The sequence below is a fragment of the Paenibacillus sp. FSL H8-0104 genome, assembly GCF_038050215.1.
Classification (GTDB): Bacteria; Bacillota; Bacilli; order Paenibacillales; family Paenibacillaceae; genus Paenibacillus; species Paenibacillus amylolyticus.
The window spans coordinates 2,039,780-2,056,255 of record NZ_JBBOTC010000001.1 but is presented as its reverse complement, the minus strand read 5'-3'; the positions used below and the strand labels follow the sequence as shown (position 1 = coordinate 2,056,255).

Annotated in this window: 13 protein-coding genes; 3 read left to right on the top strand and 10 right to left on the bottom strand. The window is 45.8% G+C overall.

Going from position 1 to position 16,476, the window contains the following annotated elements:
* Nucleotides 1–93 precede the first annotated feature (93 nt).
* Nucleotides 94–1,989: a PrkA family serine protein kinase gene (locus NST38_RS09375; protein ID WP_076252406.1), complete on the bottom strand. Its 1,896-nt coding sequence runs from the start codon at nt 1,987–1,989 to the stop codon at nt 94–96.
* 361 nt (nt 1,990–2,350) lie between these two features.
* Here NST38_RS09375 and NST38_RS09370 point away from each other — a divergent pair, with 361 nt between their 5' ends.
* Nucleotides 2,351–3,175, top strand: a complete 825-nt coding sequence (locus tag NST38_RS09370) for a DUF2161 domain-containing phosphodiesterase (RefSeq protein WP_076252408.1) — start codon at nt 2,351–2,353, stop codon at nt 3,173–3,175.
* Between the two features lie 133 nt (nt 3,176–3,308).
* Here the strand turns inward: NST38_RS09370 and NST38_RS09365 are convergent, their stop codons facing one another.
* The 3 genes from NST38_RS09365 to NST38_RS09355 form a co-directional block, all read right to left on the bottom strand.
* Complete coding sequence (locus tag NST38_RS09365; RefSeq protein ID WP_341343918.1) at nt 3,309–3,935, bottom strand: FMN-dependent NADH-azoreductase; 627 nt, start codon at nt 3,933–3,935, stop codon at nt 3,309–3,311.
* A 191-nt stretch (nt 3,936–4,126) separates the two neighbouring features.
* The gene (locus NST38_RS09360; RefSeq protein WP_036610015.1) at nt 4,127–5,350 is read right to left on the bottom strand and encodes an aminotransferase-like domain-containing protein; all 1,224 of its coding nucleotides are present in this window, start codon (nt 5,348–5,350) and stop codon (nt 4,127–4,129) included.
* A gap of 136 nt (nt 5,351–5,486) precedes the next feature.
* Nucleotides 5,487–6,143 carry a response regulator transcription factor gene (locus NST38_RS09355; protein WP_017689577.1) on the bottom strand — a complete coding sequence of 219 codons (657 nt, stop codon included), beginning with the start codon at nt 6,141–6,143 and terminating at the stop codon, nt 5,487–5,489.
* Between the two features lie 439 nt (nt 6,144–6,582).
* Between NST38_RS09355 and NST38_RS09350 the strand changes: the two genes are divergently transcribed.
* Both NST38_RS09350 and NST38_RS09345 read left to right on the top strand, forming a co-directional pair.
* Entirely contained in the window at nt 6,583–6,993 is a 411-nt protein-coding gene (locus tag NST38_RS09350) for a uroporphyrinogen-III C-methyltransferase (RefSeq protein WP_051447152.1), read from the top strand.
* Nucleotides 6,990–8,054, top strand: coding sequence for a phosphodiester glycosidase family protein (locus NST38_RS09345; RefSeq protein ID WP_076252409.1), 1,065 nt, complete (start codon nt 6,990–6,992; stop codon nt 8,052–8,054). The genes NST38_RS09350 and NST38_RS09345 overlap by 4 nt, the downstream gene beginning before the upstream one ends.
* Nucleotides 8,055–8,352: 298 nt before the next feature.
* Here NST38_RS09345 and NST38_RS09340 read toward each other — a convergent pair whose 3' ends face one another.
* From NST38_RS09340 to NST38_RS09315, 6 genes are all read right to left on the bottom strand, one after another.
* A complete protein-coding gene (locus NST38_RS09340) occupies nt 8,353–9,369 on the bottom strand; it encodes a LacI family DNA-binding transcriptional regulator (protein ID WP_076252411.1) in 1,017 nt (338 codons plus the stop codon).
* A 77-nt stretch (nt 9,370–9,446) separates the two neighbouring features.
* Nucleotides 9,447–11,612 carry a beta-glucosidase BglX gene (gene bglX / locus NST38_RS09335; protein WP_076252413.1) on the bottom strand — a complete coding sequence of 722 codons (2,166 nt, stop codon included), beginning with the start codon at nt 11,610–11,612 and terminating at the stop codon, nt 9,447–9,449.
* Between the two features lie 98 nt (nt 11,613–11,710).
* Nucleotides 11,711–13,306, bottom strand: a complete 1,596-nt coding sequence (locus tag NST38_RS09330; RefSeq protein ID WP_076252415.1) for an ABC transporter substrate-binding protein — start codon at nt 13,304–13,306, stop codon at nt 11,711–11,713.
* A gap of 52 nt (nt 13,307–13,358) precedes the next feature.
* Nucleotides 13,359–14,261 (bottom strand): carbohydrate ABC transporter permease, encoded by a 903-nt coding sequence (locus tag NST38_RS09325; RefSeq protein WP_036610027.1) that lies wholly within the window; start codon nt 14,259–14,261, stop codon nt 13,359–13,361.
* A gap of 18 nt (nt 14,262–14,279) precedes the next feature.
* Entirely contained in the window at nt 14,280–15,239 is a 960-nt protein-coding gene (locus NST38_RS09320) for an ABC transporter permease (protein WP_017689585.1), read from the bottom strand.
* Between the two features lie 11 nt (nt 15,240–15,250).
* The gene (locus NST38_RS09315) at nt 15,251–16,015 is read right to left on the bottom strand and encodes an alpha/beta hydrolase (RefSeq protein ID WP_036669834.1); all 765 of its coding nucleotides are present in this window, start codon (nt 16,013–16,015) and stop codon (nt 15,251–15,253) included.
* Between the last annotated feature and the right edge of the window lie 461 nt (nt 16,016–16,476).

Here is a 16,476-nt window from a genome sequence, read left to right as displayed (position 1 = left end):
ATGACCTTCATGTAATTAAAAAGGCCCTGACCCTGCTGTGAAGGAGCCTCACAACAGGCATCAGGAGCCTGATCCGGAATGGTTCGTTGCCGATTAGCGATTAAGCAGACTACCCACATAACGTAACAGTTCATTCGCGCTGGCTGCGGTGTATCCATGTTCCTCAATTAAACGTTTAATGACTTCATTCATACGTTTCAATTGTGTTGCATCCGGTGTTTTGGTTGAGGTTGTGATCTTGACAATATCTTTCAGATCGGTGAACAACTTTTTCTCAATCGCTTCACGCAAACGGTCATGGCTGCTGTATTCGAACTTGCGCTCCTTGCGGGAGTATGCCGAGATTCGGATCAGAATCTCTTCTCTGAACGCTTTCTTTGCATTCTCGGAGATCCCGATCTGTTCCTCTATGGATCGCATCAGACGCTCATCCGGGTCCATCTCTTCATCCGTGAGCGGGTCACGCATCTTGGACCAGTTGCAAAATGCTTCAATGTTATCGAGGTAATTCTCGAATAACGTTCTTGCGGATTCCTCGAATGAGTAAACAAATGCTTTCTGCACTTCCTTCTTGGCCAGTTCATCATACTCCTTGCGTGCAAGAGCAATGAAGTTCAGATAACGCTCCCGCTCTTCCTTCGTGATCGAGGCATGTTGGTCCAGACCATCCTTGATCGCCCGCAGAATATCCAGCGCGTTAATGCACTGAAGATTTTGCTTAATCAAAGCACTGGAGATCCGGTTAATGACATACCGTGGATCAATGCCGGACATCCCTTCATCCAGATACTCATTTTGCATCTCGCGCAGATCAGCTTCTTTGTATCCTTCCACTTCTTCACCATCATACATGCGCATTTTTTTAACGAGATCCATGCCTTGTTTCTTCGTTTCCTTCAAGCGGGTAAGTATGGAAAAAATGGCTGCAGTCCGCAGTGCATGCGGTGCAATATGAACATGCTTCATGTCACTTTGCTGAATGAGCTTGGCATAGATTTTCTCTTCCTCGGATACCTTCAAGTTGTACGGAATAGGCATGACAATCATCCGGGATTGCAGTGCCTCATTCTTCTTGTTGGAGATAAAAGATTTATACTCCGATTCATTCGTATGCGCCACAATCATTTCATCCGCACTGATTAAGGCAAAACGTCCCGCTTTGAAATTTCCTTCCTGCGTGAGCGACAGGAGATTCCATAGGAATTTCTCATCACATTTCAACATCTCCTGGAACTCCATTAACCCACGGTTCGCCTTGTTCAACTCCCCATCAAAACGATAGGCACGTGGATCGGATTCGGAACCAAACTCCGTAATGGTGGAGAAGTCGATACTCCCCGTCAGATCGGCAATGTCCTGTGATTTCGGATCAGATGGACTGAACGTTCCTATCCCCACCCGATTATCTTCGGAAACAAGGACCCGTTCCACCGGCACCTTGCTGATATCACCACCATATTCGGTACGAAGTCTCATCTGGCAGGATGGGCAAAGGTTACCCTCAATGCGGACTCCAATTTCCTTTTCCACTTCAGGACGAAGCTCCAGTGGAATCAGATGTAGCGGTTCCTCATGCATCGGGCATCCATCAATGGCGTATATGGCACCTTTCTCTGTCCGCGAGAACTGTTCAAGCCCCCGCTTCAGCAGCGTCACCAGCGTCGATTTCCCTCCACTTACAGGACCCATCAGGAGCAAGATCCGCTTCCGTACATCCAGACGGCGTGCAGCCGAGTGAAAGTATTCTTCAACCAACTTTTCAATCGAACGGTCCAGCCCAAAGATCTCCTGTTCAAAAAACTTGTACCGCTTATGCCCACCTACTTCTTCCACCCCAAACGATTCAATCATCTCATACACTCTGGCGTGAGCCGTCATTGCCGGAGTCGGGTCCTCTCTCAGCAGTGCAATATAATCTTCAAATGTTCCGTTCCATGTCAAACGGTCACTCTCTGCCCGATGTTCCGCAACGCGTTCAAAAATATTCATGCTTGGTACCTCCCATGGCTCCTTTAGTGTGATTGTCAACCATTCCGAATGGTATGAAGAAATCAATAGAATTGCGGCTCCTGCTTGAATACCAATCTTGCGGTCCTGTGTTGTCCCGCCACCTTCTGTCCAAACGTCTTGTTTTGTTGTGAAAAGTGTATTACATACCTATGCGGCAATTCGGATAAGTTGACCTCTTTTTTTCAATCAACCGCTTCGAATTTTGGCTTTTCCCTGTTCTATCAGACATCTTGTGCCTTCAGAAAAAAAAGAACGAATATGATATAATGAGGGTTCTAAATTCAGGAAACCGGACAACACATGGTCAGAGACAGGCCACTTCTGGAAAGGAGCACGGACGATGGCAGTGAAATACGAAACCGAATTATATTCGCCCGTGAAGACTTTCTTCGAGCAGCGTGGCTTCGACGTCAAGGCGGAAGTCAGACATTGTGACCTCGTCGGAGTCAGATCAGACCAGGACGAACCACTCATTGTGGAGATGAAAAAAACATTTAACCTCTCCCTGTTGCTGCAGGGCATGCAGCGCTTGAAACTTAGCCCGTTCGTGTATCTGGCCGTCGAGCGCAATCGCAGTAAACGCGGAGCCGTGAACCAACGCTGGAGCGAACTGACCGCACTATGCAGACAGCTCGGTCTGGGGCTGCTGACTGTCACATTTTACAAAACCAAAGCTCCCCTGATTGATGTATTGTGCGAGCCCTCCGCCCTGATCCCCCTCACTGGCCCCAATCAGGTTGCCCGTAAAAGCGGTGTTCGGCGGAAACGATTGCTCAAGGAATTCGACGAACGCAGCGGAGACTACAATACGGGAGGCAGCACACGAAGACAGCTGGTCACAGCATATCGTGAGAAGGCTTTGCGTGTCGCATCCGCTCTACGGACGAACGGAGAAGCCTCTCCGGCCAACCTTGCCAGACAGACAGGCGTAGGTTCTGCCGCAGCAATTCTGCAAAAAAATTATTATGGCTGGTTTGAACGCCTCTCCCGTGGAAAGTATATTTTGACGATTAAGGGAGTACAGGCGTTAACCGAGCATGCACACATGCTTGAGGATAATGATATGATTGAACGAACCATTAATGAACTCGATGTAACGTATTCTGTATCTGGTGAAAATAAGGACGACTTGCACACATCGCTGAAACAGTGGAGCAGTACTTAAAAAATACAGGCCATATCTGATATGGAATCATCTGAAGTAACGGATGTGAAAAAAAATGAGAAGGCAAAAAAACACCTGTAATCTCCACTGGAGACTACAGGTGTTTTGATGTGTTCTATATAGAAGATTGTTATTAGAATTTTACTGCTACTTCGGAAGCCAATTTCAGACCTGCAGTAACGATTTCTTCAGCACGATCAGCAGAAGCGTTATGTCCTTCAACGATAACCACTTCAGGGTTTTGAATGCCCCACAAGCCGAGAACTGTTTTCAGGAAGTTCAGGGACATTTCAGCAGCTGCCATTGGGCCTTCGGAATAAACGCCACCACGTGCGTTAAGCAAAGCTACTTTTTTGTCGCCAGCAAGTCCTACAGGACCTTCAGCAGTGTATTTGAATGTTTTACCAGCTTGGCTCAGGTAAGCAATGTAGTTTACCAATGGAGCTGGAACAGTGAAGTTCCACAGTGGGAATGCAAATACAACTTTGTCAGCTGCCAGGAATTGATGTTGCAATTGTGCTGCAAGTGAAGCTGCTTTTTGCTCGTCAGCTGTCAGTTCAAAACCGTTAGCTGCTTTGTAAGTACCTGTGATAGCAGTGTTACCATAGAATGGGAATTCTGTATTGTAGAGATCCAACTCAGTAACTGTGTCACCTGGGTGGGACTCTTTGTATGCGCTCAAGAATGCATCGTACAATTTAACGCTGACTGCTTGATCTGCAGGACGGTCATTTGCTTTAACAAATAAAATATTAGACATGTTGAATTTTCCCCCGTTAAATAAAATATATGAGTGCTTTTCCTGAACTGGCCACCATTGTAGCTTATATAAAGAAACCAACAACTCATTAATTCATATTATATATAAAAATGTTAGTGGATGCAATAACGTAATCACTTTGGTCATGAACCAATTTTAATTTTTGCTACAAAATCTATTTTTGATCTGACTTAGCTACGAGCCGTAAATTCGGAAATGGCTTCACTGATCAGGTTCATGCCAAGTAGCAATTCATCCCGGCCCGGGTGGCTAAAGTTCAATCGGATGTAACGTTGATCCTGTACACCTGTGGAGCATAGTGATCCAGGAAGAAAGGATACACCTTTGGGCAAAGCCGCCTTAAGCAGAGCGCCACTATCCAATCCTTCCGGCAACTGTACCCACAGATACATTCCGCCCTCAGGGATGTTGTACTGACACCCTTTCCAGCCCGGCCTCTTCAACAGTTCAAGCATCAGTTTGAGTCTTGTCTTATACTCCCGATTCAACATCGATAGGTGATCACTCCAACGAAATGGGGAATGGGCAAGCAATTGATACAACAGCCGCTGATTCATCGGACTGGACTGACCATCTGCAATTCGTTTAACCGAGGCCATTGCCTGAATCAGCGCAGGATGTCCAGCGGCCCATCCGGTTCGAAGAGCGGGCGCTACTGTTTTGCTGAATGAACCAATGTAGAGAACATGTCCACCCTGATCGGCAGTATCCAGTGCAAAAAGTGAAGGATATTTACGATAGAATTCCGTTGGCTCAAGCCCATCGAAATGGAGCTCTCCGTAAGAATCATCTTCCACGAGCAGTACACCATAGCGCGAACACAGCTCAAGGACTGCCTCCCGCCGCTCCATACTCCACAAAGCACCGGTCGGATTCGAGAAACTGGGTGCAGCAAAAAGCAGCTTCGGTCTAACCTGCTGCATGTGATGCTCCAAAAGGTCTGGAAGTATGCCGTCCCGATCACCCATTACGGGCACAATCTTGGCTCCTTGCATCTCCAGAACCTCAAGACAGCCTGGAGATGTGGGATGTTCAACCAGTACAGAATCTCCTGGCTCAAGCAATAGACGCATCACCAGATCGATGGCCTGCTGGGTACCAGTGGTCAACAGAATCTGCTCGGGTACCGTTCGTATGCCTTTGCGTGCATTCCAGTCTTTGTTCAACCACTCTCTTAGGGGTGTGTAGCCTGCTGGCTCTCCATATTGCAATGCGGAAGGGCCTGAACTAAAGACAGACACCGCTGCTTCTTCCAACAATTTGAAAGGAAACAACTCCTCCGCAGGCAATTCTTCCGCCAGAGAAATGAAATAATCCCTGCCAGACATCTCACGTATATCCCTCAGTGGTGATGACAAAAGCCTGTTGGTACGGGAAGCAAAGAAATATTTCATCGATCCGTTCCCCTTTCGTCCCTATTCCGAAACTGTACTCGCAGTCCGCAGCCCTACAACCTATTCCTGCTCGCCATCGAATATGACCGGATGCATACCGAACTGTTGTGATCATGGGAAGAACAAACCTGTTTCGTCAGGATCCCGTCTTCACTTGTCTTGCATGCAAGGCATAACGTTCAATGGCCTGTGCTCTACTGCTCACTTCCAGCTTCACGTATATTTTACGCAGGTAATTATCAATGGAACGTCTGCTAACGTTGATCTCATTCGCTATTTTATCATAGGTTACACCCTGAACAATTCTTTCCATGATAAAAGTTTCGGTTTCTGTTAATTCAATAACACGTGCTTCTGTCGGAGACTCCACAGGTTGCGCCCACTCCGCACTGTTTAACCACGACAATGGAATGGACACATGGCCCTCACGCAATCCAGAGATCAGATGAATCAGCTGGCTAGGGGAAGCCTGTTTGGATAACATGCCGCTTGCACCAAGGCTCATCAGATGACGAAACAGCTTCACATTGTCTTCATCCGTCAAAATAATGATGTGACTGTGAGCTGACAGATTCTTCATCTGGGCAATATATTGATCTGCCTGACCCTCCGGAAGACGATAATCCATCAGAATCAGATCAGGCTGGTGAATATTCACCAGATCGAGCCCTTCTGTTCCGGTCGAAGTCATACCACGTACCGTCAGATCTTGCTGCTCTTCCAAAATCAATTTTGTACCGAGCATGCTGGTGGGGTGGATATCTATGATGACCACCTGCCATACTTTTTTCATTGTTGTTCCCCCTGTTATGTATTGGACAAATAACTTTTAAATTCTGTCATGATGATTTCATCGTCTATGCGACAATCCGAGTATAGAAGAAGCATAGGTCGGATTATGTCGAAAAACAGAAAAATACAGGAGGAAGCCGATAAAAAAGCTCTATTTTCACTGTATTTTGTTATAAAAACACCATGACGTCCATCTTTCCATCCCCGGAAAGGTCAAAATATAGTATAAATTTCCTGCATTTCTATCTAAAAAAGTCGAAAAACCTGCCCAAAGTTCCTACTTATTGCATCTATAAGAAATTGTATCCTAGGACTTCCTTCCGATGCAATCTCTTTTTACTCTATTAAGTAAAGAATTTCATTTTTGCGTAATCAATAGGGGCATGATAGAATGAGGACTGGAAATTTTTTTGTACCTATAAATGACCAGGAGTGATGATATGAAACCATCTGACCCGTCCTCTGACATCCATCACACCCGGAGCGCCAAAGGCAAGGCTGGATCTTCAATCAAACTGTTTCTGGTAATGTGGATTGTTCTCATTGCACTAGGAGTCGTTGGAACCTACTATTATAGTAACCATCTCCAGCAACAGATGATTAACCAGCTTCAAGCCCATAATCAGCAGCAGATTGCAGCGCTAAAAACCGACTACGAAAATCAGCTAACAACGATATCAAAGGAAGTAGAAGACCTGCAGGGACAGGTTCAATCCTTCAATGAATTGCTGACTTTCACCAAGGATAATGCAAGTGACAAAACGGATAACAGCAACAAACTGTATACCCAGCTGAGCGAAGTCAAAAAACAACTGGAGACACTCCAGAAAAAGATGGACCTGCTCAAATGATTACACCCGTCAAACAGGTTAATCGTTTTTTTATGCTTGCACTCGCTCCTTTTGTTGGATTGATATTATGCCTGCTGCTGCTTCGTCCTCCACTTGAACCCGGAGGTTTGATGCCTACCGAACTGTCAGAGGATACGATTACACCCCGGACCCAAGCAATTAGCCAAGAGCTTGCGGGGGCAAAAGATGCTGCTGTCCAGACTTCTTCTTCTATTAAAAGAACGACACAGCTCTATAATAAAACAACAAGTACGATGTCTACACTTGTGCAGAAGGCTTCCACCCAAGCGGATCGTCCGGAAAAGATTTACAACAACCGGATTTCATCCAAGCTTGGCGTTCCATTTGAACGGGTAGACAGTGAACGGCTAACGATTGAAATGTACAGAGTGAATCCTGGCAGCTATAAGGGCTATGCCATGAAGATCAAGCTAAAAGACCCTACAGCCATGCAGATGGCTCTAGACAGTGAACCTGGGCGTTCTGAGACGACCATGCAGGCTGTGAAGCGTAACGGCGCAATTGCCGGGATTAACGCAGGTGGATTTGCTGACAGTGGGGGCAAACGTTATCCACTTAGCACAACCGTCATGGACGGGAAGTACGTGAACGGTTTTCAGGCCAGTTTCAAAGATCTGTTTTTTGTAGGACTTAACGATGCCGGTAAACTGGTCGGAGGCAAGTTCTTCGACAAAAACTCACTGGATCGCCTGCAACCACAATTCGGGGCTACGTTTGTTCCGGTGCTGCTACAGAATGGGCGGAAACCCCCAATTCCCGACAAGTGGAAAGTATCACCCAAACGAGCACCACGTACAGTCATTGGCAATTATAAAGATGATCAGTTATTGATTATTGTAGTTGACGGATATAATGAGGGCGGAAGTTCCGGTGCTACCCTTGAAGAGTTGCAAGGGCGATTGTACAAGCTTGGGGTGATTGACGCCTATAATCTGGATGGCGGTGGATCATCCTCGCTTATTCTGAATAATCGGGTTGTGAATAACCCTTCAGATGGCAGCCTCAGACCGGTTCCCACACACTTTTTATTTTACAAATAATAGGGTGAAGCATTTCTTTTCTACCTATAATGGTTATAATAGAAGAAAATGAGCTTGTGCAGGAGGTGCGAAGGGCATGTCATTTTCACTGACATTCTGGATTATTGCAATCGTATTGACTCTCTTCATTACAGGCATTCTCACTTCATCCTACAACAATGACAAAACAAAAGGCTTGTAAAGGCCAAGCCTCTCTCCGGAGAGGCTTTTTCTATTGCTTCATCCTCTAAATAACAAGAGACAAGGCTTAAAAGAATGATTCGATTCTTCTAAGCCTTGTCTCTTGCTGTATTCGGGATCAATAGCTAACCGCCCGGTCATTCCGCATGGATATAACAGAATCAGACGGAATAGGCCCACTCACCGACCCACCCTCAACTAATGTCACATAAATTCGTTCATGATCAACGGGTTCTCCAGCAATAATTTTGATCAATTGTTCAGCAGCGAGTGATCCCCACTTGCGCTTGGAATAATCAATGCTCGCCAATCTCGGCTGGACGTATTTGCTCAATTCAATATTGTCGAATCCGATGACATCAATCTCTTGACCAACGCCAAGTGCACTGTCTGCCAGACGATCACACAAGCCAATAGCCATCTCATCATTGAGGCAGAATACCGCTGCGGGTCCATCATACACCTGCACAATCTGATCTGCGGCTTGTTCTCCACTACTCTTCTCAAAATCTCCCGTGATCTCAATCCATTCCACACCGGCTTCACGTTCTGCAACCTGTCTCACAGCCTTTAACCGCTGCACAGAGTCAAACGAACCTTCCGGTCCTGTCACCACGTAGATTTTCTTATGTCCCTGTTCAATCAGATGTTCCATCGCAAGTGTCGCCCCGGCTTTATTATCCAGCAGAACCTGATTAATGTTGGGATGGTCCATCTCACGGTCCAATACAACGATTTTGTGCCCACGATCGGCATACTGCATTAGTTCCTCACTTGCAAACGTATGATCCAAAATGATTGCACCATCAATCATCCTCTCTGGAAGCATGCGATGGGATTGTTTACCACTGCACACGATCAGGTCATAGCCTTGAGCATTACATACGGCTTTCATGCCACTCAGCAAGTCTCCATACACATCTCCGCTAAAATCGGTCAAGAATACACCTAGAATTTTGGATTCCCTCTTCTTCAGTGTTCTTGCTGCGGCATTTGGAACATAGTTCAGTTCTTTGGCAATGGCCAAAATTTTGGAACTCGTCTCATCGGTCACTTTGTTGCTGCCATTCAGCGCATATGACACAGTAGAGATGGAAACTCCCGCCTGTTTGGCGATATCCTTGATACTGACCACATTCTTCGCTCCCCTGTTATGTTCATCAGGCCTTCCATAACAAAAGGCCTGACACATTACTCTTTCCATTCATCAGATTAAACAAGTCTGAATGATTTCTTCTGAGTATCCCGACTGTTTGCACCCACAAGAATATGGAACTCGCCTCGATCACTGCGGTAGCTTAAGTCAGAATGGTGATAACGAAGCTGTTCTTCATTTAACGTAAACGTGGCTGTACCACTCTCGCCTGGCGCCAGTGCAAGCTTCACATATCCTTTCAGCTCACGCATAGGACGAACGACTTCACCCGTTACATCACGAACGTACAACTGAACAGTCTCCACGCCTGCGCGCTCACCCGTGTTCGTTACACGTACTTGAATGCTCAGGGACTCTTCGGTAGTCATCTCATTACTTGACACTTCAAGATCACCATAAGAGAACGAAGTGTATGAGAGACCATAACCGAACGGAAGCAAAGGTTCATTCGGGCTATCAATGTATTTGGAGACATAACGTTCTTCCGTCTTCTCCGGGTTCAGTGGACGACCTGTATTGAAATGGTTGTAATAGACCGGAATCTGACCTACGGACTGCGGGAAGGACATCGTCAGACGTGCGGATGGATTCACTACACCTGTCAGAACATCTGCAATCGCGGCTCCGCCTTCACTACCCGGGAACCAGGCTTCAAGAACGGCATCCGATTCATCGATTACACCATGCAGATCCAATGGACGGCCGTTAAAAATAACGCTGGCAATCGGTTTTCCCGCTGCTTTGAGCTGTTTAACCAATTCCAATTGGGCTGCTGGCAGACGAATATCCGTGCGCGAGCCACCTTCTCCACTCATCTCGGAGTCTTCACCAAGAGCAAGGACAATCAGGTCTGCTTTGCTTGCCACTTCCAGGGCTTCGGCAATCTGCTCAGCTGTAATCGTATGAACATTACTGCCTTGAGCAAATTGAACTTTCCCACCCGTCAGGCGTTCTTGCAGAGCTGTTCCCAACTTAACTGCATCTTCCTTAACTCCTTCGCAGGACCACCAGCCCAAAATATCAGGACTCTGTGCAAAAGGACCAATAAGGGCAACATTAGCGTCAGGTTGAAGTGGAAGCACGCTCTCATCATTCTTCAACAGGACAGCTGATTTCGTTGCCAGTTCATACGATACCTGACGGTGCTCTTTGGAGAATACAATCTCACGTTCACGTTCAGGATCAGCTGCACGAAGTGGGTTATCGAACAATCCCAGCTTTTCTTTCAGCTGCAGAATTCGCAGAACGGCTTCATCAATGAGCTTCTCATCCACTTCACCACTCTCAATCAGTTCAGGCAAATGATGCACATAACAAGGTGTCATCATCTCCATATCTACTCCTGCGCGAATGGCACGATATGCCGCTTCACGATCATCTTCTGCAGCACCATGCGCAATCATCTCGCGAATGGAAGCCCAATCCGAGATTAACACACCATCAAAGCCCCACTCGTCACGCAAAATGCCACGCATTAACTTCTCATTGCCACTTGCCGGAATACCGTCAACCGTATTGAACGAAGTCATAACCATCTCCACGCCCGCATCCAATGCTGCTTTGTACGCTGGCAAATAATACTCACGCAGGTTACGCTCAGACATGTCCACCGTATTGTAATCCCGACCACCCTCAGCCGCTCCATACGCCGCAAAGTGTTTAACACAGGCTGCAAGACGATCTGGCTCATCCTTCAAGCTGTCGCCCTGATATCCACGTACAAACGCAGCCGCGAACAAACTGTTCAGATAAGGATCTTCTCCTGTCGTTTCCATCACACGGCCCCAGCGCGGGTCACGAACCAGATCCACCATAGGTGCAAAGGTAACATGCAAACCGGATACAGCTGATTCACGTGCTGCAATTTCAGCACTTTTCTCAGCCAGTTCTGTGTCCCATGAACAACCGATCGCCAGTGGAATCGGGAAAATGGTTTTGAATCCATGAACTACGTCAGCCATGAACAAAAGCGGAATGCCCAAACGACTTTTTTGCATATAAGCTTGCTGTACATCAATGATGGCCTGCGCACCGGACAACCCCAGAATGGACCCACTGGCATCTACGGACTGCTCCGTAATTCCCATCTCTTCCATCGGCCCTGTGATCTGACCTTCAACATTTGTTCCTTCATAAAAGTTTGCAGTCAACTGAAGAAGCTGAGCTGTTTTTTCCTCCAACGTCATCTGTCTTACCAGATCTAGCAACTGCTCGTTATTCATCTGATCGTATCCTCCACTATAAGTTGTTGAAATAAAGAACCCGGCTGCGTTCGGGGAGAGACCGCGCACCGGGTTCAAAATTAATTACTGAATGATTACTAGAATTTATCGTTTAGCTCATCCAGATAAGGTTGAACCAGGGACATTTTACTGTTTACCCATTCTTTCCAGTTTGCCTCTAGATCTCCGTTTTTGAGGATCAAGTTGGCATATTCATTCTGGTAGTCGAATGAAGCCTGACTCTTAGCTTTGGAATCGTACAGGTTGACATCCCAATCGTATGGTGCAAGCGATTTGCCTTCTGTACCAAGTTTTGCTTTTTCTTCGAACAATTTCACGGCTCTATCACGGTAATCTTTTTTGATTGCAGGGTTTACAACACTGAAGTCGTCACCAAGCAGATAAAGACCTTCGAAACGAGCTGGATATTTATCTTCCAATACCGTTCCTTCTGGCAACAAGCTAACGAGTTCGTTGTTTTCATCATATTTCCAATCTTTTCCTTCAAAGCCCATGTTGATGAGCAACTGTCCTTCTTTTGTTGCGGAGTAATCGATCAGATCCATGATCCGTTCGAATTTCTCGTCACTAATGTCTGGATTGAAGATCAATGCAGACCAGAAGTTGGCTTGTTCCATGTTACGGTATTTACCGTCATCGCCTACTACGATTGCTGTGTGTACCAGTTCATCACTATCTACACCCAGATTTTTTTTCATATCGGAATCCAGACCTTGTCTGTAGGAAGCCAGTCCGCCCAGACTTGTTACAGCAGCTGTACCTGTTACTTTGAAGTTGTTTTGACCTTCATTGTTTTTCCATGTGTAGAACTCAGGATTGAGCAGTCCATCTTTATAGGCTTTTTGCATCAATTTAAGTCCTGTCAGCGTTTCAGGATCTGCTGGTCCCCAGTGGAATTGGCCATCTTCACCTTTGTAGAACGGAGAGTCAGTCATGGCATGCACACTGTTTGGCATAATCATGTTTGTCATAGCATCTGCCGCATTGTAGGACAGAGGTACAAGTTTGTTACCCACTTTGCCTGGATCTTTTTCTTTCACTAGCGCAGCATATTCATTCAATTCGGTTGTTGTATAAGCATCTTTCAGTTCAAAACCAACCGCTTCAGCCCAGTCTTTACGAAGCGCAATGACACCAATTTGGTTCGTGAGTGGGTCAGCTGGTTTGTTCTCGAAATAGATTGGTCTAGGCAGGACATATGTTCCACCTGTCAATTCTTCCAACTTGTCTCCAAGACCCGTCAAATTGTAAGCTGCTGCCACGTTAGGCCAGCGTTCTTTCCAGTCATCCGGGAATTTGTAGAACAAACCTTGTTCAATGCTGTTAATGGCATCGCCATGTACGTAGTTCCATACCGCTACATCCGGCAAGTCGCCAGAGTTGATCCACAGACGAAGCTTCTCGCCCCATGAATCCCAATCGATATAGTTGTAGTCCCATGTCAAATTAAATTTGTCTGTCCAGAACTTGTGGAAATCATTATCCAGGTTCCCGTTTTTGATTTCTGTCAGGTTAGCTACAGAGATGGTCAGGTTGTCTTTGTAATTTCCCTCTGCATCTTTTTCGTTACCACCTGAAGCTCCTTGACTGGAACAAGCGGTCACCATCAGCATAACTACACTAAGCGTGATGGCAAAGAGAGCTCTTACTGACAATTTTTTTTTCGTTTTCATGTTTTACCCCCATGTTTTTAGTAGAATTTTATTGCAAAATCCTATACGTATATCAGGTCTTGATTGCCCCTGTTAATACCCCTTTGGCAAAGTGTTTTTGCAGCATTGGGAAGAAACACATAATTGGTACCATGGTGACAAATACGGCCGCCATCTTCATACCCATTGAGAAGTTGCTTGCTTGAGCAGCATCCACACTGGATGCATTGGATGCATTCGTCGTAGATGTCACGATAATATTTCGGAGTACATTCTGGAGCGGTAACTGATCCGCTTTTCGAAGGAATATCATCGCATCATACCAACTGTTCCAGTAAGCTACACCGTAGAACAACGTGATTGTAGCCATAATTGGTGTAGCCAGCGGAAGAACAACGGAGAACAAAATTCTCCACTCTCCGGCTCCATCCAGTCTCGCCGATTCCATGAGTGATTCAGGCAAGGTGTAGAAGTAGTTCATCATCAGAATCATGTTAAAAGCACTGAAGCTTCCCGCCAGGATAACGGACCACAGCGTACCTGTAAGATGAAGTGATTTCATGATCAGGTACAGCGGTACGATACCACCATTAAAGATCATGGTGAACAGTACCAGGAAAAAGAGAAATTTCTTAAACGGAAATTTGTTGCGACTAAGGCCATATGCCATGCTTGTTGTCAGGAACAAGCTGAGTGGCAAGCCGATGACTAGCAATATAATTGTATTTTTGTACCCCGTCAGAATCGTTCCGTCAGCGAACAATGCCTTGTAGGAATCCAATGTCCATTCTTTAGGGAACATCAAAAATGGATTGTCAGCATATTCTTTTTGTGTTGCAAACGAAATCATGATGACATTCCAGAACGGAATCAGGATCATCAGGGCAAGCACTAGTAATACGGCGAAAATAATGTAATCGAGAAGTGTCATTTTTTCTGTACCAATTCTCGGTTTTTTGTTAGCTTTCTTGCTCATCTCATTTTTCCTCCTCTCTTATCGGAACAAACCGTCTCCGCCAAGCCACTTGGCAAATCTGTCAGCAAGAAGCAGCAAGGCCATATTCACCAGGGAACGGAACAAGCTGACCGCTGTCGAGAATGAGAAATCGGTAGATGACTGGAACGTAATCCGATAGATATATACATCGAGTACTTCCGATACATTTTTGGTAGCGGCATTTGCCAAGTTGAAGATCTGGTCAAACCCGGAAGACATCAATCCACCAACCGAGAGAATAAACATGATTGTGATGGTTGGAAGGATGTTCGGCAAAGTAATTTTGAACATCTGTTGCATACGGGAAGCCCCGTCAATCTGTGCTGATTCATACTGATCCTGATCAATACCGGAAATGGCAGCCAGGAATATAATCGCGCCCCATCCACTTGATTTCCAAATATCAGTCAACAGCAACATGGGTACAAAGTTGGATTCGGACCCCAGGAAGTTAATCGTTGGCAATCCGAGTAATCCGAGCGCGCTATTTACCAGTCCGTCATATGCCAGTACATTGATGACTACCCCGGATACGATGATCCAGGAAAGGAAGTGCGGGAATGTAAGAACGGTTTGGAACAATTTTTTTCCTCTGCGCATCCGCAATTCATTCAGCAACAGCGCCAGAATGATCGGGAACGGGAACTGAATAATCAGTTTCAGAATATTGATGTACAGCGTACGCCATACTGCGTCGATAAAGGTTGGATCACGGAAAACATATTTGAAGTTCTCGAATCCGCTCCATGGACTTCCCCAGATGCCCAGGTTGGCCTTGTAATCTTTGAATGCCAGAGACAGGCCACCCATCGGCATGTAGGCAAACAGAATTAGCCAGACAAGCCCCGGAATAAGCAGGGTGTATGTCATTCGGTGCTTCCAGATTTCAGTCCAGAGCGAATTGCCCTTCACGTTTCCCTTCAGCTTTTTGCTAGGTCCTTCGGCTGCAGGTTTCACATTGCATCTCCTCACTCTACTATGGTCTTGTCGTTGTACAGAAAATCAAACATCGTTCTCAGGTGGTGCTCCCAAAATCTCCATTCATGAGCCCCCGGCGTCTCCACATACCGAAAATCAAAGGCAGTCCCCTGCATGTATCTCGCATAGTCGCGATTCATCTCTACAAAGGGGTCACTATCGCCACAGCAACTGAGGATATCCGGTAAAGGAACACCCTGTTCCAGCAGCTTGGCCGACAGTGCGTAAATATCCTGATCGGCTTTTACCTGTAAACGTTCTCCAAAAACCGCTTTCATTTCCTTGATCATTGTCGCTGGCATATGGGGATCATGAAGCCGTGTCTGGATATCCGTTACGCCGGATAGAGACACTACTTTGCGATATCGCTCTGGATAAGTTAGTCCACATTTCAGTGCACCATATCCACCCATGGATAAACCTGCAACGTATGTTTTCTCCGGATCAGGATTCAGATTGAGCAGACGCTTGCATATTTCAGGTAACTCCTGAGTGATGTAGTGGAAGTAATTCAGGCCGTATTCCATATCGGTGTAATAGCTTCGATTCGCTTCCGGCATAATGATCGTACAGCCATATTGCGCTGCATACATCTCAATTGTGGTTAACCGCTGCCAGGTACTCGCATTATCGCCTGCCCCGTGCAACAGATATAGTGTACCGCCTGAAGTCTCTCCGGAGTCACTGGACACAACATGTATGCTGGTATTCATGCATAAGGTTGGCGATCCAGTTTCGATCGTTATATGTGCCATAAATGTAACCCCTCTCATCATCGCCTGCTGTCTTTACTCATTCGTTTCTCTGGCGTTGGATTGCAGGCTGTTGTAGATTCCCTTGTATTACGATGGGTTATCGAAACGATTTTCTCGAATCGTTTCAAAACATAACCAACGTTGATCCACATGGACTTCATTACAACACTTTTAATGTGGAAGCGATTTCTTCGAATCGTTTCGAATAAATCATAAGCCCGATGAGTAAATCCTGTCAATAACCTTTTTACAAATTTCGCGTTTTTTTCTCAAAAAAATGCTCTTTTAAGTCTAAATTTGCGTCCAAAGACACTATTATTACGAAAAAATGAAAATTTAGTAAGTGCTATTACAACTTTAATTGACACCAAACCAGGTTTATACTAACATGGGTTCTGATTTTGCATTCGAATTACGGAAACGTTTCACCAACCGATTTTACTCAGGTTTCACCTGATATT

Bases quoted from the DNA above. Each gene is read 5' to 3' on its own strand.
- NST38_RS09350 (WP_051447152.1), top strand. From the start codon at position 6,583: ATGAAACCATCTGACCCGTCCTCTGACATCCATCACACCCGGAGCGCC.
- NST38_RS09375 (WP_076252406.1), bottom strand. From the start codon at position 1,989: ATGAATATTTTTGAACGCGTTGCGGAACATCGGGCAGAGAGTGACCGT.
- NST38_RS09355 (WP_017689577.1), bottom strand. From the start codon at position 6,143: ATGAAAAAAGTATGGCAGGTGGTCATCATAGATATCCACCCCACCAGC.
- NST38_RS09330 (WP_076252415.1), bottom strand. From the start codon at position 13,306: ATGAAAACGAAAAAAAAATTGTCAGTAAGAGCTCTCTTTGCCATCACG.
- NST38_RS09345 (WP_076252409.1), top strand. From the start codon at position 6,990: ATGATTACACCCGTCAAACAGGTTAATCGTTTTTTTATGCTTGCACTC.
- NST38_RS09315 (WP_036669834.1), bottom strand. From the start codon at position 16,015: ATGGCACATATAACGATCGAAACTGGATCGCCAACCTTATGCATGAAT.
- NST38_RS09365 (WP_341343918.1), bottom strand. From the start codon at position 3,935: ATGTCTAATATTTTATTTGTTAAAGCAAATGACCGTCCTGCAGATCAA.
- NST38_RS09370 (WP_076252408.1), top strand. From the start codon at position 2,351: ATGGCAGTGAAATACGAAACCGAATTATATTCGCCCGTGAAGACTTTC.
- NST38_RS09360 (WP_036610015.1), bottom strand. From the start codon at position 5,350: ATGAAATATTTCTTTGCTTCCCGTACCAACAGGCTTTTGTCATCACCA.
- bglX (WP_076252413.1), bottom strand. From the start codon at position 11,612: ATGAATAACGAGCAGTTGCTAGATCTGGTAAGACAGATGACGTTGGAG.
- NST38_RS09325 (WP_036610027.1), bottom strand. From the start codon at position 14,261: ATGAGCAAGAAAGCTAACAAAAAACCGAGAATTGGTACAGAAAAAATG.